General features: G+C 60.9%; 24 protein-coding genes. 13 read left to right on the forward strand and 11 right to left on the reverse strand.

The window, feature by feature from the left end; all coding sequences use genetic code 11:
• Window positions 1-161: 161 nt before the first annotated feature.
• Both LXM55_RS00930 and LXM55_RS00935 read left to right on the forward strand, forming a co-directional pair.
• Complete coding sequence (locus tag LXM55_RS00930) at window positions 162-1,073, forward strand: bifunctional GNAT family N-acetyltransferase/nucleoside diphosphate kinase regulator (RefSeq protein WP_233317724.1); 912 nt, start codon at window positions 162-164, stop codon at window positions 1,071-1,073.
• A gap of 208 nt (window positions 1,074-1,281) precedes the next feature.
• Window positions 1,282-1,731: a GNAT family N-acetyltransferase gene (locus LXM55_RS00935; RefSeq protein WP_233317726.1), complete on the forward strand. Its 450-nt coding sequence runs from the start codon at window positions 1,282-1,284 to the stop codon at window positions 1,729-1,731.
• Window positions 1,732-1,867: 136 nt separating this feature from the next.
• On the opposite strand, the gene LXM55_RS00940 is transcribed toward LXM55_RS00935, so the two are convergent.
• Window positions 1,868-3,061, reverse strand: a complete 1,194-nt coding sequence (locus LXM55_RS00940; RefSeq protein ID WP_233317728.1) for an FAD-dependent monooxygenase — start codon at window positions 3,059-3,061, stop codon at window positions 1,868-1,870.
• A complete protein-coding gene (locus LXM55_RS00945) occupies window positions 3,061-3,579 on the reverse strand; it encodes a MarR family winged helix-turn-helix transcriptional regulator (RefSeq protein ID WP_233317730.1) in 519 nt (172 codons plus the stop codon). The genes LXM55_RS00940 and LXM55_RS00945 overlap by 1 nt, the downstream gene beginning before the upstream one ends.
• Window positions 3,580-3,873: 294 nt before the next feature.
• On the opposite strand from LXM55_RS00945, the gene LXM55_RS00950 reads away from it, so the two are divergent.
• A complete protein-coding gene (locus LXM55_RS00950; RefSeq protein ID WP_233317731.1) occupies window positions 3,874-4,536 on the forward strand; it encodes a hypothetical protein in 663 nt (220 codons plus the stop codon).
• Window positions 4,537-4,764: 228 nt separating this feature from the next.
• Here the strand turns inward: LXM55_RS00950 and LXM55_RS00955 are convergent, their stop codons facing one another.
• Window positions 4,765-4,959, reverse strand: coding sequence for a hypothetical protein (locus tag LXM55_RS00955; protein ID WP_233317732.1), 195 nt, complete (start codon window positions 4,957-4,959; stop codon window positions 4,765-4,767).
• A 323-nt stretch (window positions 4,960-5,282) separates the two neighbouring features.
• Between LXM55_RS00955 and LXM55_RS00960 the strand changes: the two genes are divergently transcribed.
• The 3 genes from LXM55_RS00960 to arsH all read left to right on the forward strand — a co-directional run bounded on the left by LXM55_RS00960 (window position 5,283) and on the right by arsH (window position 6,938).
• Window positions 5,283-5,630 (forward strand): metalloregulator ArsR/SmtB family transcription factor, encoded by a 348-nt coding sequence (locus LXM55_RS00960; protein WP_233317734.1) that lies wholly within the window; start codon window positions 5,283-5,285, stop codon window positions 5,628-5,630.
• 129 nt (window positions 5,631-5,759) lie between these two features.
• Window positions 5,760-6,230: an arsenate reductase ArsC gene (locus LXM55_RS00965; protein WP_233317736.1), complete on the forward strand. Its 471-nt coding sequence runs from the start codon at window positions 5,760-5,762 to the stop codon at window positions 6,228-6,230.
• A gap of 9 nt (window positions 6,231-6,239) precedes the next feature.
• Window positions 6,240-6,938 carry an arsenical resistance protein ArsH gene (arsH, locus tag LXM55_RS00970; protein WP_233317738.1) on the forward strand — a complete coding sequence of 233 codons (699 nt, stop codon included), beginning with the start codon at window positions 6,240-6,242 and terminating at the stop codon, window positions 6,936-6,938.
• Window positions 6,939-7,096: 158 nt separating this feature from the next.
• On the opposite strand, the gene LXM55_RS00975 is transcribed toward arsH, so the two are convergent.
• A complete protein-coding gene (locus tag LXM55_RS00975; RefSeq protein ID WP_233317740.1) occupies window positions 7,097-7,258 on the reverse strand; it encodes a DUF2986 domain-containing protein in 162 nt (53 codons plus the stop codon).
• 416 nt (window positions 7,259-7,674) lie between these two features.
• Here LXM55_RS00975 and LXM55_RS00980 point away from each other — a divergent pair, with 416 nt between their 5' ends.
• On the forward strand, window positions 7,675-7,815 hold the full coding sequence (locus LXM55_RS00980) for a PA0050 family protein (RefSeq protein WP_003083582.1): 141 nt from the start codon (window positions 7,675-7,677) through the stop codon (window positions 7,813-7,815).
• 61 nt (window positions 7,816-7,876) lie between these two features.
• Window positions 7,877-8,014, forward strand: a complete 138-nt coding sequence (locus LXM55_RS00985; RefSeq protein WP_016966878.1) for a PA0050 family protein — start codon at window positions 7,877-7,879, stop codon at window positions 8,012-8,014.
• A gap of 88 nt (window positions 8,015-8,102) precedes the next feature.
• Here LXM55_RS00985 and LXM55_RS00990 read toward each other — a convergent pair whose 3' ends face one another.
• On the reverse strand, window positions 8,103-8,576 hold the full coding sequence (locus LXM55_RS00990; protein WP_233317742.1) for a hypothetical protein: 474 nt from the start codon (window positions 8,574-8,576) through the stop codon (window positions 8,103-8,105).
• A gap of 229 nt (window positions 8,577-8,805) precedes the next feature.
• On the opposite strand from LXM55_RS00990, the gene LXM55_RS00995 reads away from it, so the two are divergent.
• Window positions 8,806-9,774, forward strand: coding sequence for a threonine ammonia-lyase (locus tag LXM55_RS00995; RefSeq protein ID WP_233317744.1), 969 nt, complete (start codon window positions 8,806-8,808; stop codon window positions 9,772-9,774).
• Between the two features lie 117 nt (window positions 9,775-9,891).
• Here LXM55_RS00995 and LXM55_RS01000 read toward each other — a convergent pair whose 3' ends face one another.
• Together LXM55_RS01000 and LXM55_RS01005 are read right to left on the reverse strand one after the other, a co-directional pair.
• Window positions 9,892-10,533: a hypothetical protein gene (locus LXM55_RS01000; RefSeq protein ID WP_233317745.1), complete on the reverse strand. Its 642-nt coding sequence runs from the start codon at window positions 10,531-10,533 to the stop codon at window positions 9,892-9,894.
• Window positions 10,534-10,636: 103 nt separating this feature from the next.
• Entirely contained in the window at window positions 10,637-10,882 is a 246-nt protein-coding gene (locus LXM55_RS01005) for a hypothetical protein (RefSeq protein WP_233317747.1), read from the reverse strand.
• A gap of 183 nt (window positions 10,883-11,065) precedes the next feature.
• Between LXM55_RS01005 and LXM55_RS01010 the strand changes: the two genes are divergently transcribed.
• From LXM55_RS01010 to LXM55_RS01020, 3 genes are all read left to right on the forward strand, one after another.
• Window positions 11,066-11,569 carry a hypothetical protein gene (locus tag LXM55_RS01010; protein WP_233317749.1) on the forward strand — a complete coding sequence of 168 codons (504 nt, stop codon included), beginning with the start codon at window positions 11,066-11,068 and terminating at the stop codon, window positions 11,567-11,569.
• A 69-nt stretch (window positions 11,570-11,638) separates the two neighbouring features.
• The gene (locus LXM55_RS01015; protein ID WP_233317751.1) at window positions 11,639-11,872 is read left to right on the forward strand and encodes a YceK/YidQ family lipoprotein; all 234 of its coding nucleotides are present in this window, start codon (window positions 11,639-11,641) and stop codon (window positions 11,870-11,872) included.
• Window positions 11,873-11,998: 126 nt separating this feature from the next.
• The gene (locus LXM55_RS01020; RefSeq protein ID WP_233317753.1) at window positions 11,999-12,466 is read left to right on the forward strand and encodes an anti-virulence regulator CigR family protein; all 468 of its coding nucleotides are present in this window, start codon (window positions 11,999-12,001) and stop codon (window positions 12,464-12,466) included.
• Window positions 12,467-12,532: 66 nt separating this feature from the next.
• Here LXM55_RS01020 and fabF read toward each other — a convergent pair whose 3' ends face one another.
• A complete protein-coding gene (gene fabF / locus LXM55_RS01025) occupies window positions 12,533-13,801 on the reverse strand; it encodes a beta-ketoacyl-ACP synthase II (RefSeq protein WP_233317755.1) in 1,269 nt (422 codons plus the stop codon).
• A gap of 116 nt (window positions 13,802-13,917) precedes the next feature.
• Here fabF and LXM55_RS01030 point away from each other — a divergent pair, with 116 nt between their 5' ends.
• Entirely contained in the window at window positions 13,918-14,403 is a 486-nt protein-coding gene (locus tag LXM55_RS01030; RefSeq protein ID WP_233317757.1) for a winged helix-turn-helix transcriptional regulator, read from the forward strand.
• On the opposite strand, the gene LXM55_RS01035 is transcribed toward LXM55_RS01030, so the two are convergent.
• From LXM55_RS01035 to LXM55_RS01045, 3 genes are all read right to left on the reverse strand, one after another.
• Window positions 14,390-15,289: a hypothetical protein gene (locus LXM55_RS01035; protein WP_233317758.1), complete on the reverse strand. Its 900-nt coding sequence runs from the start codon at window positions 15,287-15,289 to the stop codon at window positions 14,390-14,392. The two genes, LXM55_RS01030 and LXM55_RS01035, sit on opposite strands and share 14 nt — an antisense overlap.
• A gap of 168 nt (window positions 15,290-15,457) precedes the next feature.
• The gene (locus tag LXM55_RS01040; protein WP_233317760.1) at window positions 15,458-16,192 is read right to left on the reverse strand and encodes an HAD family hydrolase; all 735 of its coding nucleotides are present in this window, start codon (window positions 16,190-16,192) and stop codon (window positions 15,458-15,460) included.
• Window positions 16,193-16,304: 112 nt separating this feature from the next.
• Entirely contained in the window at window positions 16,305-16,838 is a 534-nt protein-coding gene (locus LXM55_RS01045; protein ID WP_233317762.1) for a hypothetical protein, read from the reverse strand.
• Between the last annotated feature and the right edge of the window lie 27 nt (window positions 16,839-16,865).

The following is a 16,865-nucleotide window of genomic DNA, read 5'->3' on the forward strand; positions in this document are numbered from 1 at the left end:
TTGACGGGTTCGGGTTCGGGTTCGGCAAGACGATGGTTTCGTCGAAATCTCGGGGATCTTCGCTATTACTCGCGGTATATCTTAAAATGCCCGGTTGCCGAAGAACCGTCATGACTTTAGCCATGAAGGGCTTCCATCCTTGACATAGAAGTGTGGTTTAGATGAACAAGCCTTTCATTACGCTGTGCCCTGAAATAACTCGGGCGCACGCGTTGACGTTGATGGATTGGTTGGAAGATGAGCGCGTGACCTGCTACCTGAGCGATTCGCGTCATGTCTCACGCTCCATTGAGCAAGCCATTGATCGGACTCAGTTGCCGATCCTGACCCATCTATTCAATCAGGGTGGCCGATTTTTCATGGCCTATGACCGGCACGATGTCCCGGTGGGCTTTGTCCGTCTAATCAAGACCGGTTCAAATTGCGAGATAGTCCTGGCCATTGGAGACAGCGACAAATGGGGCCGAAGCCTTGGCGTCCGTACGATTCGCGAAGGCATGAAGCTGGCGTTCCTCGACATGCAGGCCGAGAAGCTCATCGCCAAGATTCACCCGGATAACTCGCGCTCGCTGAAAGCCTTTCTGCGTAGCGGCTTCATGCTTGAGAGCGAAACGCCGGCATTGAAGTCATTGTCGATGACGGCGGGGCGCTATCTTCAGTTCTTGCGCGAAGGAGCTGGTGGCGACTCCACGAGGATCTATATCACCGAAATCGACAAGGCCAAGCTCGAAAGTCTAATCGCGTTCGAGCAAGGCCCGGCGATTGTTGAACTCGAACATGAGCTTGAGCGAGCCATTGTCGTCAAGCCGCAGCAGGTGGCGTGCAATGTCATCACGATGAACTCTAGGGCGTTGCTGCAACTGGACGACGAAGAGTTCGAAGCGGCCTTGGTCTACCCCGAAGACGCGGACAGCAGCGCAGGAAAGTATTCCGTGTATTCCGATCTAGGTGCCGCCATCCTTGGCTATCAGGAGGGGGACGCCATCGACTGGCGAATTTCTGATCGGACCCGCCGGATTGAGATCAGGAAAGTGCTTTACCAGCCGGAGGCTGCGGGCGACTTCCACCTGTAATTGCGCCTTTTGCTCGATGTTCGTCCATCGGGCACGAGGATTCCCCAAAGGACGATGCCTCGCTTTCCGTGCCTGAGTGACCTGTTGCATGGCCAAGGGTAGGAGCGGAGCCAGTTGCGAAAAGCAGGAGGCGGTAGGACAGACCTAGCCGGCTCCTGCGTTCGTTTTAATTCTCTAAATCTAAAACCCTGAGCCACGGACGACGACTATGCAGATACGCAAGATGACTCATGAGGACCTGCCAAGCGCCAGTGCCCTGTGCCTGGAGGCGTTCATGCTGGCGGTTGCGCCCGCGCTGTCAGCGCAGGGCGTAGAAACTTTTACAAAGGTAGCCGCACAGGAAGCGTTTGCCGAACGAATGGCACATGACAACCTGATGCTGATTTGTGTCGCAGAGGGAACCCTGGTCGGGCTGATCGAGCTAAAGGAAGGACGCCATGTGGCAATGCTGTTCGTTGCGCCGACCTGGCAGCGCCGCGGCGTTGGCAAGCGCTTGCTGAGTGCGGCCCTGGAGCAGGCCAGGGCCGATGTGGTAACAGTCAGAGCGTCGCTGTCTTCAGTGCCAGCTTACGAACGTTACGGTTTTGCGTTGGCGGGGGAAGTGGGCGAGTTTGCCGGGCTGACCTATCAGCCGATGGAGAAGCGCCTGACCATTTGAAGGGCCGCTTTCTCTCTGTTTGATTTTTGCGACGGCAACCACGTGCATCACTTTCTGAAGCGCTTGGGCAGGTTGCCCGCTCTTGCCGTCGATCGGTTCAATCCACAGGCAAAGCGGGCATTCGCAGCTATATCCGCTATCGGCCGTCATAACTCGGGAGTTCGATGGCGTCAGCTTTTGGCGAGAGGATCTTTCCGAATAAGCTCTTGAGCCCCGGCGCGCAGGCCATCCGCAACACCCAGTGGCCGAGGGCGATGCCCAGCCGTGAGTGGGGTGAGGCCAGCCTGGGCGCGAACGTGGGGATGCTTTGCGCCTGAGCGATGTAAGGGCGCATCCGCTTCTCGTAGGCGGCGAACGCCTGGGCATGATCGGCCTGGCGGCTCAGTTCGCCGGCCAGCACATAAGCCCCGCACAGCCCCAGGCTGGTGCCCATGCCACTGATGGGCGATGCACAATAGGCGGCGTCACCCACCAGCGCGATGCGTCCCTTGGACCAACGGGGCATCTTGACCTGACCCACCGCGTCCAGATAGAGGTCGGTTGTGCTTTCCAGCGCAGCGAGCACGCGGGGCGTTTCCCATCCAGCGTCGGCAAATATGTGCTTGAGCAACGATATTTGCTGGTCCTGTGTGAGTTTTTCGTAGCCGCTCGGTGTTTGCTGAAAAGACAAGAAAGCACGCGTGGTGCCCAGGTTGTCCGGGCGTAGACAGACACAGCGACCGCCGGGAATGTTGTGCCAACGCATGATCTGGCCATCGCTTGGCTGTCGAGGCACGGTGAAGTAGGCGGTGTAGAGGTCGAGAGGGCGGCGCTGGACTTCGTTGCCAAATACCTGATTGCGTGTCGTTGAGCCTATCCCTTCGGCGACGATCACCAGGTCGTAGACCTGTGCTTCTCCCTGCTCGAAACGCACATGCACCTGATCGCCTTGGTCGTCCAGGGTTTCAATGCTGTCGCCGAATCGGTACCTGACCCGATCCTGGCTGTGCTGGATCAATAGCTTGGCAAGTTCGCCACGCAGGATTTCCAGTTCAGCTATGGGCCCGTCACCGTTGAACGCATTTACACCAATGAACGCTTTGGTGCGGTTGTCTTTATCGACAAAGGCGATGCCCTGTTCGTGGGTCGTGTTCGCCCGGATCTGTTCTTCCAACCCCATGCGCTGGACGACGACGCGGCCGGCGCCACGAACATCGATTGTCTGTCCTCCATCGCGAAACGCCGAAGCCCTTTCGACCACGGTGACTTCCATGCCATACCGGGACAGCCAATAAGCCAGCGCCGGCCCGGCGATGCTTGCTCCACTTACAAGAATCCTTTGTGGTTTCATCACGCGTCCTGATTTTCAAGCATGGGGTCGGTGCTGCCTGGCAAGGTGCTGCGGTAGACCTCGATCACCTGCCCGAGAAATGCCTCGACCACCGCGCGATCCTGTCCGTCGAGTGCACCTAGCACAGTGCCCAGGCCATTGAGCATTGGCGCGATATGCCGATAAGCCTCCGCCGCCGAAGCGGGTACAGGGCATACCAGTACCCGGCGCTTGTCATTGAGCTGGCGCTGACGAACCACATGCCCGGCGCGTTCCAGCCGATCGATGACCTGGGTAATGCCCGCGGTAGTCACTGAAAGACGCGCTGCGAGCTCGGTCGGCGGCAGTGGCCCATCAGTGATCAGGTGTTCCAGTGCGGCCATGTCCGTCTGGTTGATGCCCAGGGCCGCGCTCAGATTGCTGGCAGCTTTACGCGTCAGGATGGCAATTTGTTGCAACTGCTGGCCGACGGCATCACTGGCAATCTGCAGGCGGCGTGGATCCTCGGCTGGATCGGAGGGGAGCGATGGCGATTTCATGCGTAGGGCCTGTCCAGGATTCAAGGCTGATCGTGATGGAGGCGGTGAAACTAACATATAGCTAACTTGCTTAGCTAGTTTTCTGAGTGGCGGATGAAAGGCCGCAACTGCTGCCGACGGGAGTCCATGGTTTATGCGAGGAGGCGACTCGCAAATAAGGCTGCCCCCGGATCTATCAACTCGACATGCTCGACTTCAACTTCATCAGCCCATGCGGCCGTTCGGCGGTGTGATTGGCGGAACCAGTTTGATAGCATCCGGCCATCTGTTCTCACACTGCTAGGGATGTGGCTGATGCATAAGAAGAAAATTGTTGGGCTAGTGTTGGGGCTGGGGCTGTTTGGAGGTGCGTTCAGTGCTTCTGCAAGCGATAACCTCTTCAAGTCGTATGCCTATGAGTCTCCTGTTTCTGCTTACAAGAAGTTGAAGGGCTACTACGATTGCTCTGAAGAGGTGGGTGGAACGGCGTTGTGCCTGGACGACGTTGATTTTCTTGGCCACAAGTTCACCGCCGCACTGATTTTTTCCAACTCGAAACTGATCATGGTGTCTTTGATTTCTCCCTTCGATCAGAGCCTTTACGCGACCACCATCGGTTCTATCGGCAAGACGTTCAGCCTGTCAGCGCTTACGGACGGCAAGTCTCAACTGGACATGGTCCAGCTGGCAGCCAAGTCGTCGAGCCGTGAGGAGTTCGCTTCCAAGGTTTCGAACTATGAGTCAGCGGCCTTGAACGGCGGAAACCTGGTTTATACGTTCCTTGAGGGCGTTGATAGAAACAAGAAATTCACCAGCCTCACCAGCCTTCTAGAGGCCTCTCCTGAGAATATTCGAGTGGCAGAGGTGGTACTGGCTGGTGAGGGTGCTGAGTCGGGTCTGGTGATCCGTTTCAGTTTTCCAAAGCTTGAGGCCAAGAAAGTTGCGGCGGCAGCCAAGAAACCTGTCGAATCCTTCTAAGGTCGCCCATACAAGACAAGGCCCTGCATCAGCGGGGCTTTGTCGTTTCTGGGGCATTGGGGCTGAGTTTCGGATTGTTGCGGGCGGCAAGAGCGCCGCAGGCAGGTACGAGGCCGAGGGTACTGGATAGCGGAATCGAATTGGCTGTTGAACGCTTGCAATGCCCTTGAGTTGAAGTGCTGGCATTGCTGGATGCATTGCGCTTCGGTTGTGGGCATGGAGACGGCATCAATGAAGGGTCACAACCCTGCGACTTTCACCGATTCTGATCCGATCCAGCGCACGGTTCAGTGCATCCAGGGCATTCAACAACGCTTGTGCTTCAGCCTCCCGGCCATCCCCCCAAAGCCGCTCAGCCATTTTGTTGAGGGCCTGGATGGATCGCTCGATATCAGCAGCGGTCGCGGGTTGTTTCTTTGGCATTCGACACTTCCGTGGGGCTTGAGCATTGGCGCGAGCGCATTGTTCAGAAGAATACAGGCTCAGGGGCGGGGTGGATCTCGGCAGCTGTTCAGTGCTCATCCGCAGGCTTGTGCCGATGGCAGCAGGTGCACCTGCTGTTGCCGTTGATGGCGACGCATTATAGGCGCCGATGGCTCTGTCTCAAACCTCTGAGCTGCTCCCCAGCGCCTTCGGCAAGCGGCTTGGATGTTTCCGTAGCCGCCATGAGCGAGCGATGAATGATTTTTCTTGCTCGATACATATGGGTTTCCGTATATTCGATTTCCCATATGTAAGGAGCGGCCATGATCACGCCTCCCGAACTCTTCAAAAGCCTGGCCGATGAAACCCGCGCCCGCGCCACCTTGCTGATTGCCGATCAGGGTGAGCTGTGTGTCTGTGAGCTGATGTGTGCGCTCGATGACAGCCAGCCGAAAGTCAGCCGGCACCTGGCGCAATTGCGCAGCAGTGGTTTGTTGCTCGATCGCCGCCAGGGCCAGTGGGTGTACTACCGCCTCAACCCCGACCTGCCGGATTGGGTTCAGCAGGTCTTGCAAGTGACCTTCAAGGCCAACGCCGGTTGGCTCAGGGACAACGCCACCCGCCTGCACAACATGGATGGCCGCCCCGTTCGCGAAGCCGCCTGCTGCTGAGCTCGGTCGAGAGAGCATTCATGTTGCTTGCGATTGCTGGTGTCGTCTTCAGCCTCATTCCACTCATTTGGCAACCCAGGGCCTTGTGCCGGAGCCTCTAACGTCCGCCCAAAGCGGCAGGAGCATTGCATGCGAGTCCTGTTCATGTGCACGGCCAACAGTTGCCGCAGCATTCTTTCTGAAGCCATGTTCAACCACCTGGCACCCCGGGGTTTCGAGGCGCTGAGCGCTGGAAGTTTCCCCAGCGGCCAGGTGTTGCCCCGCAGCCTGCGCACCTTGCAGCAGGCCGGCATCCCGATCGACGGCCTGTACAGCAAAGGCAATGACGCCTTCAAGGACAGCCCGCCGGATATCGTCATCACCGTTTGCGACAAGGCGGCCGGCGAAAGCTGCCCGGTGTATTTCGGCGCGGCGCTGAAGGCGCATTGGGGGCTGCAGGACCCGTCCGACATGCACGGTGAAGAGGCGCTGATCGATGCGGCTTTTCGCGCCACGCTGGCGCACATAGAGCAACGCTGCAAAGCCTTCCTCGCGTTGCCCTTCAATCGTCTCAGCCGTGAAGAGCTGAAAGCCGAGCTCGATCGGATCGGCGCCCTTTAAGGAGTACTTATGTCAGAGCATCTGCCTCATCTGGATTTGAATCTTTTCGACGGCGCGCCAACCGCGATACCGGGCGATCACCCGCCGCGCATCCTGTTGCTTTACGGGTCGACCCGCGAGCGTTCCTTCAGTCGTCTGCTGGTCGAGGAGGCCGCGCGCCTGCTTGAGCACTTCGGCGCGCAAACGCGGATCTTCAATCCGTCCGGCTTGCCGTTGCCCGACGATGCCCCGGTCGACCATCCCAAGGTGCAGGAACTGCGCGACCTGGTGCTGTGGTCGGAGGGGCAGGTCTGGTGTTCGCCAGAGCGCCACGGGGCGATGTCGGCGGTGTTCAAATCGCAGATCGATTGGGTGCCATTGGAGCTTGGCGCGGTGCGCCCGACTCAAGGAAAGACCCTTGCGGTGATGCAGGTCTGCGGTGGCTCCCAATCGTTCAACGTGGTCAATCAACTGCGCGTGCTTGGGCGCTGGATGCGCATGTTCACCATCCCCAACCAGTCCTCGGTGCCCAAGGCGTACATGGAATTCGACGAAGCCGGGCGGATGAAGTCGTCGCCGTTCTACGACCGGGTTGTCGATGTCATGGAAGAGCTGGTGAAGTTCACCGTGCTGCTGCGTGATCGTCAGGCGTTTCTGCTCGATCGCTATTCCGAACGCAAGGAAACGGCCGAGCAACTGATGGCTCGGGTAAACCAGCGGTCAATCTGAGGCGGGGCAGAAACCCGGCCCTGGACTCGCTCATGCCAGGCTTCTGGAGGCAGCCAGTCACATCGGCGTTGGGCGAGTGGGCTGGTCATGCGGCTGACGAGCAGGGCCGCTGGAGGGGAGGGCAGCCTTGCCGTGGTGGCTATGGATGCGCTACTGGATCAGTTCTCGGCAGCGATGACAGGCTCTTGAGCGGCTTCAGTCGCGAGCTTCAACCGGTCGGCCTTGCTGATGTAGGTCGACTTCTTTTTCGGTGCCAGTTTGGCGCTGGCCTTCTTGGCGTTGGCCTTTAGCAGTTGGTTTATTTTCTTGCGGCGATTCATCGTTGTTACTCGGCGGGTAAGTTGCCGAATGATATCAGCTAAGGGGATTGGCCCGTTCACCTGTGCCGAGCACCGGTTGCACGGAATCGGCTGTCGACCCGGATCAGGCCATCACTGCTTGTCCTTGGAAGTCATCGAGCCGCGTCCGGTTTTCCGGCAATGGATAACCTGAAGAATGTGGGGATTTTCAGCGCGGGCTTTTAGCTTCGGTCCGCGGTGTTGTAGCGGGTGCTTGATCAGGGTGGCGTGACAATATGCCGCACTGGCGCAATTGCAGGCTTTGGTCTTTGCTGTTTCGGGCCCGGCGGCGGGAGTGCTGGCTGAGCTTGCAGCGCGCCGTGCCATGGGTGTGCATCCGCCCCCTGAGACAGGGGAACGCGCGGATCGTGATCATTGTCTCGACCAAGGAGGTCAGGTTGAAAAGAAAAATGCTGGCGGCTTCGTTGCTGCTGTGGATGTTCTCGCTGACAGCGCAGGCGGACTGCGCGGTGCTCGGCCCAGGGGAAGATCCGTGTGCCGGTCCGGTGCTCGGCCCTACGGTCTGCGAATGCCCTTGATGACTGTCCGTGCCCTTGCCAGGGCACAGGGACTATTGGATGACTGACCAGGAGGTCGCACATGAAGAAAGTGTTGTTGGCGGTATTGCTGCTGTGGGGGTTCTCCCTGACTGCCCAGGCCTCGTGCCCGGTGTTCGGCCCATCCAAGGATCCGTGCAGCGGTCCGGTATTCGGTCCATCGACCTGCGAATGCCCTTGAGATAGCGGCTATGGCAGGCCCGGCTCAGATCGGGGCTGCCTGCACTGCTGGCAGATCGACCCGTGCCGAAGCGCCTCCTGCACGGGTTTCACAGATGGGCAATCAAGTGCTGGTGATATCCGCTTTCATCAGTCGGGGCCGGGTATCGGCTTTCATCGATCAGCGAGCGCAACTGCTGCGAGTGGCTGGACTGCCTGAAGGCGACCTGGCATTCGGCAGCGTCAAAGAACCCTCGCAGAAATGGCAGGGCCAGGGGCAGCAGCGCAGGCTCTATCTTCAACGAGAGGCTGACGATATCCAGTTGGTCGGTGGGGTCTCTGTACAGGTCGATGACCAGCAGGCTCTGACTTCCAGTGCTCGGATAGACATGCACATCACCCGCACCGACCGGGGTGTCATCGAAATAGGTGGTGTATAGCCGGGGAATGTCGAGGGCGATGCCCAGTGTGCTCAATGCTGCTGCCAGGTCGGCGTTGGGCAGGTGCTGGTCTTCGGCGCAGGTGACGAAGTCGGGCATTGAGACGCAGATGTCGAACTCATTGGCGCAGATGATGGGTGTCACTGGAAAGCGTTCCTGGCGGTGGCGGGCGGCTAGCCTAACACCTGGGCATGCGGTCTTTGCAAACGCCGCCAATGCGCAGCCGATCGATCGGCCGAAGCCGCTCAAGGTGTGGCGCGCATCCAGGGTTGTCCTGTAGTTTTCACCAGGGCCGGCGATAGCCTGCAGCGAAGCTGGCCAGGCGCGGACGTTGGGAGTCTTGCGCAACTCAATCCAAGGACAGTAGCCCTAGATGACTCAGTTAATTGATATCAAATCCATCGTTGCAGCGGCGCAACGGATAGATGGATCGGTAACTCGCACGCCAACGGTCAACAGTTCAGTGCTTAGCGACAAGGCTCAGCGGCCGGTCTTTCTCAAGCTTGAAAACATGCAGGTCGGGGGCTCGTTCAAGGCTCGTGGCGTGCTCAACAAGTTTTCGGCGTTTGCCGAGAACCTCGGCAGCAGCCATTTCGTTGCGGTCAGCGGCGGCAACTTCGGGATCGCCATTGGCGAGGCGGCCAAGCGCTTCGGCGCCAAGGTCACGGTCATCATGCCCGAGAGCGCGCCGTCATCATCGGTCGAGCGAATTCGCGCCAGTGGCAGTTCGGTGATTATCGAAAAGGACGTGCATGGCGCATTTGCCCGGGCCAAGGCGCTTGAGGAAGAGGGCTATGTGGTGATCGACGATTGCGCCGACACGTTGATCGCCGAGGGGCATGGAACCCTGGCTCTTGAGTTCATTGCCGACTGCCCGTCCCTGACCGACGTATTCGTCGCGGTGGGCGGCGGGGCGATGCTGGCAGGAGTGGCCACGGTGTTGAAGGCGATCAAGCCCGGGATCCGTGTCTGGGGCGTCGAGACCGCGGGTGCCAGCTCCATGCATCAGGCGTTGCAGGCAGGCAAGCCAGTGGACGTTGACATCAGTTCTGTCGTCTCGACCCTGGGCGTTCCCATCATCGATGAGCTGATGTTTGCCCACGCTCGCCACTATCTGGAAGGCATGGTTGTGGTTTCTGACCATGACGCGATCAAGGGCATGGTTTGCTTCGCCCAGGACGCCAGGCAATGGGTCGAACTGGCTTGCGGAGCGCTGGTTCCGGCCATGCTGGCCACCGCGCCGACGCTGCCTGAGGACGCGGTCATCGGTCTGGTGGTCTGTGGCGGCAACATATCCCTTCAAGACATGACGAAGTGGGCTGCCTACGCGGGAATATCCTGAGCCTCATCGGGCGGGGCGGGCTTTAGTGGCTTGCCCCGCCCGCGATGCCCGGCGCCGAAGTGATGGCCAGGCGGCCAGCCCTTGGCGCTGAGCATCAATCGGCAGGCCGGGCGGGTGTTACTTCACGTCGCCGTTGTAGAAGACCTGCTGCACGCCTTCTTTCTTGACGATCAGCTTGTTGCCATCGGCCAGGCTCTCGACCAGTTCCGAGCAGTCGTTGATTTCCATCTTGCCGGTCACCGATTCCGAAGCACTGTCAAAGGTGAAGGCGTAGGTGGTGGCGGGGCAGCTCGCGCCACCTTCCCCGGTGGAGACCACCAGCAGGTATTTGTTGCCGAAGGCGTAGGCCTTTTCGACGGCGACGTATCCAGTGAGATCCGGGTCTTCAACCACGTAGTCCATGAGGTTGACGACACCGGCGCGAGACACATAGTTGATCGCCGAACCGCCCATTTCGCGAGGGCTGGTGGTGAATACGCCACCGATATCGTCGCCACTGATCAGCAGCGGTACGTAGCTGACCCGTGGCGCTTCGGGGGCCGGCTGTGCCGCGACGCTCGGAGCAGGGCGCTCGCCGAGGGCCGGAGCGGCTTGTGGGGATACACACTTGCCGGACTCGCAGATCCGCTCGCCCTTGCAATCGGTGTCCTTGAAACATTGAGCGGCGGCGCCAGCCTGGCCGGCCGCAACCGGCTCGGGTTTCTTGTCGCATCCTGCCAGGAGCAATGCGGCAAGTGAGACGGCATAAACAAGCTTCATGTTGATCTGTCCTTAGTCATGGGGGAGGGCGGCGGGCAATGTAAAGGGTTTGCGCTGGCGTTGCCAGAAAATCGCCGCGTCTCGATTCCCTGTCAGGAGTGAATCAGCAAAGGCTGTCGGTGGCACTGAGCATGGGCAGCGCTGGCAGGCTCATGTCGCGAATGGCGGCTTCGAGCTTGTCCTGATAGAGGCTCAGAATGGAGTAGTCGAGTTTCTGGGTGATGTTCGCGCCGCCTGCGCAATTTTGCAGAAGCTCTTCCAGGGCGCCGGCCACCAGGTCCGCGGTGACTTGCAGGACATTCAAGCCAAACGGGCTATCGACAATGACCAGACTCGTTAAATCGTACATACAACCTCTGCGGTCACTGTGATGAACAATAATGGCTATGAGCCATCACTATTTTAACTAAACCGCCGCCGGGCTGTCACTGGGCGAGCGCGGAGGCGGCGGGTTTTTGTGCGGTGAATTTCCTGCACCCGGAGGCCACTGTGTGTACCATTCGGGCCCGCGTAACAATCAGGTTCGATCTGCATGCTGATACTGACAAAGGGCAACCACCAGGGCCTGAGGATAGGGCCGCGCTGGCCGTCCTTAAGGGTCATGGTGGACCACCGGGCCTTTGCACAACTGCTTGAGGTTCAGTCCAGGCTGCCGTGCTCTGTGCAACTGCTGGTGACCCGTGGTTACGAGCACAAAAGCAGCTACCTGGGCGCTTTCAGGAGCCTGTCGCGCTGGCTGGGCATCCGCCTGTTCTGCCGGTGTTATCCGCAACGCAAGCAGGAACTTGAGGACATCTTCGGCTCCAACGGCCACGATGTGGATGGCACTCATGTCGATGTGTCGATCGTCCTCGACGGCAAGCGCTTGCGTTTCCTGCCTTTGGGCGTCTTCACCTCGCCGGCGCGCCAGAACCGGCGCCAGGCGCGTTACGCGGCGGTGGTTGATGAAGTCAAGGAAACCCTGAGGCAATGTGGCTTCGAGAGCCACCGCAACCCTACGGAAAGCCTGCAGATCCATTGCGACTACAAGGCGTGAGCGAGTTCAGTACCGCGTCGGCCATGCAGCGCCCAGGGCGCTTGCCGATGCCAGTGATAAGGATGTTACGTGTTGCGAAGTCTGTTGTTGCTGGCGCTGGCCCTGGGGCTGAATGGGTGCACGGCATTGATGACCCGAACCACTCCCTACACCTGCCCCTATATCGGTGTGCGCATGGACTGGGCCCTGGCGAAGGAAAACAACGGGGTGCTCTGGCCATTGCTGGCGCTGGACGCACCGTTTTCCGGCGTGGTGGATACGCTGATGTTTCCCTTTGAATATGAGCACAGCTGCACGCTTTGATTCATGAAGGCTGAGATGCAGGCGTTCATGGATAGCCGCTGGCGCTGGGTGAAAGAGCTTCCCCGCTGATCTGGGGGAATGCCGTCTACAGTGGAGTGTGACAGAGGCCTTCTTAAGAGCATCGATATGTACAAGTCCAATTGGTGGGTGACCACTCTTGCCTGTCTTTTCCTGATCGCGGTTTCTCCTCTGGTCTTGGCCGACCCGGGCGGTGGCAAGGGTCAGGGCCATTCCAGGTCTGACTCCGCGGATGATCACGGGCAGGGCAACCAGAACGGACACGGCAAAGGTAAAAAATCGGCTTCCGAGGAGTGGAAGCACGGCCCCAGCATCGATCGTGGCGGTGTTGTGGGCATTCTCGGTGGGCATCGCGAGTATTGGAGTCCGGGGCCGGCATTGCCTCCCGGCATCCAGAAGAATCTGGCCCGCGGCAAGCCTCTTCCTCCGGGAATCGCCAAGAAACTCGACAGTCGGCTGCTCGGCCAATTGCCTCGCTATGACGGTTACGAATGGCGGCAGGCCGGAACTGACCTGATCCTGGTGGCCATTGCCAGCGGGATCATCTACGAAGTGCTGAATGACGTCTTGAACTGATAGGGCCTGCCGAGGTTGCAGCCCATTACGGCTGCAACCTCGATACAGGTCCCGTCGGTTGGACGATTAATCCCAGCGCTTGAACAGCACGCTGGCATTGACCCCACCAAAACCGAAGCCGTTGGACAGGGCATATTGCATGGCAACCTGGCGTGCCTGGCCGCTGACCAGGTCAAGGCCTGCGGCGGCGCTGTCCGGGTTTTCCAGGTTGAGCGTGGCCGGGGCAATCTGGTCGCGCAGGGCAAGGATGGTGAAGATCGCCTCGATCCCTCCGGCCGCGCCCAGCAAGTGGCCGGTGGCGGATTTGGTGGCGCTGATGGCCGGGCCGCTGCCGCTGCCAAAAAGGCTCCTGATCGCTGCCAGTTCGCCTTTGTCGCCCACGGGCGTGGAGGTTGCGTGGGCATTCAGGTGCTGCACCTGGGAAGCCTGGATGCCGGCCTGACGCAGCGCCTGCTGCATGGCACGGCGGGCCCCGTCGCCATCTTCCGGGCCGGCGGTCATGTGGTAGGCGTCGGCGCTGGTGCCATAACCCACCAGTTCGGCGATGGGGCGGGCGCCCCGGGCCAGGGCATGTTCCAGCTCCTCGATCACCAGCAGACCGGCGCCTTCACCCATGACAAAACCGTCCCGGGCCTGGTCGAACGGGCGTGATGCGCGTTCCGGGGTGTCGTTGTAATCGCTGGACAAGGCCCGGGCCGCGGCGAAGCCGCCCAGGCTGACCCGATGAATCGATGCTTCCGCACCGCCACAGACGGCAATGTCGATTTCCCCGGCGCGGATCATCCGTGCGGCATCGCCAATCGCCTGGACCCCGGCGGCGCAGGCGGTGACCGGCGCGCCCAGTGGCCCCTTGAGCCCGTAGCGGATCGAAACCTGCCCGGCGGCCATGTTGCTCAGGAACGAGGGAATGGTGAATGGCGACAGGCGACGCGGGCCTTTGCTGTCAGTGATGCGTACCGCCTCGGCGATGGCCGGGAAGCCCCCCACGCCCGAGGCAATGATGGTGGCTGTGCGCTCCCGGGCTGCTTCGCTATCGGGTTGCCACCCCGCTTGGGTCAGGGCTTCTTCGGCCGCCGCCAGGGCGAAGAGGATGAAGCGGTCCATCTTGCGCTGCTCCTTGGGCGCCAGCAGTCGATTCGGGTCGAAGCCGGCTTGCGGGTCCTGGAGCGAGTCGGGCACCTGGCCGCCGATGGTGGTCGACAGATCGCCGATAAGCGCTTCCGGCAATTGGCGGATGCCGGACTGGCCTGCCAGCAGGCGCTGCCATACCGATTCGACGCCACAGCCCAATGGCGTGATTGCGCCCATGCCGGTGACTACGATGCGTTTACTCATGGGAATCCTGCTCCTTCAGCATACGAGGTTGGGAAACAACGAAACGTGGACGACACTATCATCATGAAAGTAACATCTGGGTCCATAAATATTCAGCCGCCGTGTGGGAGCCAGGCATGCAACGAAAGAGTCTGATTGACGTGGAGTGTCCGATAGCCCGTGGCCTGGAACGGGTCGGTGAGTGGTGGAGCATCCTGATCATGCGTGATGCATTGCAGGGGCTGCGGCGCTTCGATGAGTTCTCCCGGAGCCTGGGAATCGCTCCGAACATGCTGACCCGGCGCCTGAACTCCCTGGTGGAAGCCGGGTTGCTGGAGCGCGAGGTCTATAGCCAGCGTCCCTTGCGTTATCAATATGTGCCGACAGCCAAGGGGGAGGACTTTCGGGTCGTGCTCTTGGCATTCGTGGCCTGGGGCAATCTGCACTTCGCCCCTGAAGGCGAGAGCGTGCAGCTTGTCGAGCGCGAAACCGGCCTGGCGGTACAGCCGGTGATGGCGGACCTGGCCAGTGGCCGATTGGTGCCGTTGCAGGCGTGTACGGTGCAAGCCGGGCCCGCCGCCAGTGCCAGCATGCGTCAGCGTCTGGGAACTAGGGTTGAGTGATGCCTTGGGTGGCCGGTGGCTCGGGCTGCTGGGCGTCCGCCAGGGCCTGGGCAACGGGCGCCGGGTTGGCTGCCAAAGGGCCGATGTTGCTCGGTATCAATTTGCCGACGACATAGCCGCTGTGGCTGATCAGGGCCAGTAGCAGCAAGGTGTTGTGCAGTTTCGGCAGTGTCTCCAGCAGCCAGTCGGCAGCGCCCAGGCTATGACCGACCGCGGCGCCGTAGACAAGCACCACCAGCAGGGTGATCAGCAACATCTGCAAGCGGGGCAGGTCGACGATGGCGGCGTTGGTCACATCCTCTCCGCGGATCAGGTCGGCCAGCCGTGCATCCTGGGGAGTGCTCTTGACCAGCACCTGGCCTTTCGCCGTGGGTGCCGCGGCAAGGTTCTGGCTGTCGAGCAACTGCTGGCTGGCGGCCGCCAGCGCGCCGAGGTTTGCCGGCTGTTCGGCCTTGCGATTGAGGACCATGGGGGCGCTGACGAAACTGGCCAGGTTGAAGCCCATCAGGGCGATCAGGTTGTAGTCGAGGTCTACCATCAGTGCCGTGGTGGCGTCGCCGCGGACGATGTTGGCGATATACACCGTGTACAGGGTGGCCAGCACCAGCAGGGTCCACAGGCTCATCTGCAGCCGCGATAGCGAGTAGCGGTTGCGTTCGTCGATCAGCACCCCGAGGACCCGACCGCGAATCCTCAGCCCGGCCAGGATGAACAAGGCGAGCAGGCCTAGCAGGCAGCAGGCCCACGCCGCGAGGCGCGGCCAGTCGAGGTGATGGGCGATGGTCAGGTCGGGCGCGGGGCTGGGGTGGCTCAAGAGGATGGCGCCGGGAGCTCCCGCGGCCAGCAGTACGGCCAGGGTACGCAGCAGATAGCCATGGGTGTTCATCGCATCAGGCATCCTTCCTGTCGGGGCGGTGCAGGTCCTGGTGTTACCCGAGTTGCAGCGCGGCCCTGGATGCGGGGCTTGATCCAGGGCCGCTCGCAGTTGGGTATAGCGAATCTTTTTCCGCGCAGCGCGCCGTTGGTCGGTTGCTAGCAGCCAGTGGTCGTTGCTTCAGCGCGAGCGCTGGCTGCGCTGCCAGGCCGGATGAAAGTGCCGCCAGTGGGCGTCCTGGGCCGCCGCCAACAGTTCGCGGTCGCCGCGGGTGTCGCCCCAGGCCCGCAGCCGGTACTGGCTCAAGGGGCCATAGACATTTTCCAGGCGCAGAACTTTGTTCTCGCAACGGCAATTGTGCCCGGCGATGTGGCCGGTCAGCACGCCGTCGACCACTTCCAGTTCAGTGCCGATCAGCCGCACGCCCAGGCGTGTGGCGAAGGGTTGCAGGACCAGGGCCGGAGACGCCGAGCACAGGGTAACCAGGGCGCCGGAGCGAAGCTCCTCGGCCACCGATTGCAGGCCCGCCGGGCGCATCAAGCGTTGCCAGGCTTGCAGGCAGAACGCCTCTGCTTGCTGCTGGACCCATGCCGCCTCGACGCCCTTGAGGAAGGTCCTGATCAGCTGCGCCTTGAGCTGATCGCGGTCCACCCGGCGCACCAGGTACTTCAGGCTGGGCAGCGCCAGGCCGAGTATCCGTCGATTGAACTGGCGATGCCCAAAGGCAAAGCGCAGAAACGGCACGAAGCTGTCATGGCGGGTCAGGGTGCCGTCGAAATCGAACACCGAAAGCACTTGCCCGGCCCCCGGGTTGATAACAATGGCGTCTGGCGCAAGCGCTTGTGTCGTGGGGGCTTGGCCCTGGGGCGGCAAGCCTGTGTCGGCAGGGGGGCCGGCTGGCAGAAGGGGCGACATGGGAGTTCTCGTTGGGGGCGGCTGACGGGTACGCGGCCGGTTGGACGGCCAGCGGTTGCAGTTTACCCGCTCTGCGTTGCTGAGCGGGGGCGCGATGAGTGGGCTGGCGCGCCTACAGGCGCAGCATGGGCAAGGGGTTCCAGGGGCGAGTCAGCAACTGCCTGGCGGACAACTGCACCAGGCGCAGGTGAAAGCCCGCATCCGGAAACGCGGCGAATACCCGGCGCCGGTCTTGGCGTGAGAGGCCGAAACTCAGCATGCCCAGGGAAACATCGATCCAGTCGGCGCGGCGGAATGCTTCCACCAGGCTGCTCGGATGCGCGGCGGTGCTGATCTTGTGGTGCAGCTCAATCATGGGTAGCACTTCGGCGGCCCATTGCGGCTGGTCGATTTCCTTCAGATAGGCCTCAGCCAGGAGCCGTGAGGGCGCCAGGTAGTCGAAGGTGCCGGCGGTCCAGATGCCCAGGTCATGAAAGGCCCCGGCGATGCAAAGTATGTGCAGTTGTCGGGCATCGGCATCCATCAGCAGGTGGCAGAAGTTGATCACCCGGTACACATGGTTGCGATAGCCGGTGAAGTCCTTGCCCAGTTCGCTGCGATAGCGCTCCAGCAGTTCGTCGAGCCATTCCAGTTGGGTCAATAGCATTGCAGCTTCCTTGCGGGTGCCGATTCG

This window comes from Pseudomonas sp. Au-Pse12, from assembly GCF_021341665.1.
GTDB lineage: Bacteria > Pseudomonadota > Gammaproteobacteria > Pseudomonadales > Pseudomonadaceae > Aquipseudomonas.

Bases quoted from the DNA above. Each gene is read 5' to 3' on its own strand.
- LXM55_RS00930 (WP_233317724.1), top strand. From the start codon at position 162: ATGAACAAGCCTTTCATTACGCTGTGCCCTGAAATAACTCGGGCGCAC.
- LXM55_RS00935 (WP_233317726.1), top strand. From the start codon at position 1,282: ATGCAGATACGCAAGATGACTCATGAGGACCTGCCAAGCGCCAGTGCC.
- LXM55_RS00940 (WP_233317728.1), bottom strand. From the start codon at position 3,061: ATGAAACCACAAAGGATTCTTGTAAGTGGAGCAAGCATCGCCGGGCCG.
- LXM55_RS00945 (WP_233317730.1), bottom strand. From the start codon at position 3,579: ATGAAATCGCCATCGCTCCCCTCCGATCCAGCCGAGGATCCACGCCGC.
- LXM55_RS00950 (WP_233317731.1), top strand. From the start codon at position 3,874: ATGCATAAGAAGAAAATTGTTGGGCTAGTGTTGGGGCTGGGGCTGTTT.
- LXM55_RS00955 (WP_233317732.1), bottom strand. From the start codon at position 4,959: ATGCCAAAGAAACAACCCGCGACCGCTGCTGATATCGAGCGATCCATC.
- LXM55_RS00960 (WP_233317734.1), top strand. From the start codon at position 5,283: ATGATCACGCCTCCCGAACTCTTCAAAAGCCTGGCCGATGAAACCCGC.
- LXM55_RS00965 (WP_233317736.1), top strand. From the start codon at position 5,760: ATGCGAGTCCTGTTCATGTGCACGGCCAACAGTTGCCGCAGCATTCTT.
- arsH (WP_233317738.1), top strand. From the start codon at position 6,240: ATGTCAGAGCATCTGCCTCATCTGGATTTGAATCTTTTCGACGGCGCG.
- LXM55_RS00975 (WP_233317740.1), bottom strand. From the start codon at position 7,258: ATGAATCGCCGCAAGAAAATAAACCAACTGCTAAAGGCCAACGCCAAG.
- LXM55_RS00985 (WP_016966878.1), top strand. From the start codon at position 7,877: ATGAAGAAAGTGTTGTTGGCGGTATTGCTGCTGTGGGGGTTCTCCCTG.
- LXM55_RS00995 (WP_233317744.1), top strand. From the start codon at position 8,806: ATGACTCAGTTAATTGATATCAAATCCATCGTTGCAGCGGCGCAACGG.
- LXM55_RS01000 (WP_233317745.1), bottom strand. From the start codon at position 10,533: ATGAAGCTTGTTTATGCCGTCTCACTTGCCGCATTGCTCCTGGCAGGA.
- LXM55_RS01005 (WP_233317747.1), bottom strand. From the start codon at position 10,882: ATGTACGATTTAACGAGTCTGGTCATTGTCGATAGCCCGTTTGGCTTG.
- LXM55_RS01010 (WP_233317749.1), top strand. From the start codon at position 11,066: ATGCTGATACTGACAAAGGGCAACCACCAGGGCCTGAGGATAGGGCCG.
- LXM55_RS01020 (WP_233317753.1), top strand. From the start codon at position 11,999: ATGTACAAGTCCAATTGGTGGGTGACCACTCTTGCCTGTCTTTTCCTG.
- fabF (WP_233317755.1), bottom strand. From the start codon at position 13,801: ATGAGTAAACGCATCGTAGTCACCGGCATGGGCGCAATCACGCCATTG.
- LXM55_RS01030 (WP_233317757.1), top strand. From the start codon at position 13,918: ATGCAACGAAAGAGTCTGATTGACGTGGAGTGTCCGATAGCCCGTGGC.
- LXM55_RS01035 (WP_233317758.1), bottom strand. From the start codon at position 15,289: ATGAACACCCATGGCTATCTGCTGCGTACCCTGGCCGTACTGCTGGCC.
- LXM55_RS01040 (WP_233317760.1), bottom strand. From the start codon at position 16,192: ATGTCGCCCCTTCTGCCAGCCGGCCCCCCTGCCGACACAGGCTTGCCG.
- LXM55_RS01045 (WP_233317762.1), bottom strand. From the start codon at position 16,838: ATGCTATTGACCCAACTGGAATGGCTCGACGAACTGCTGGAGCGCTAT.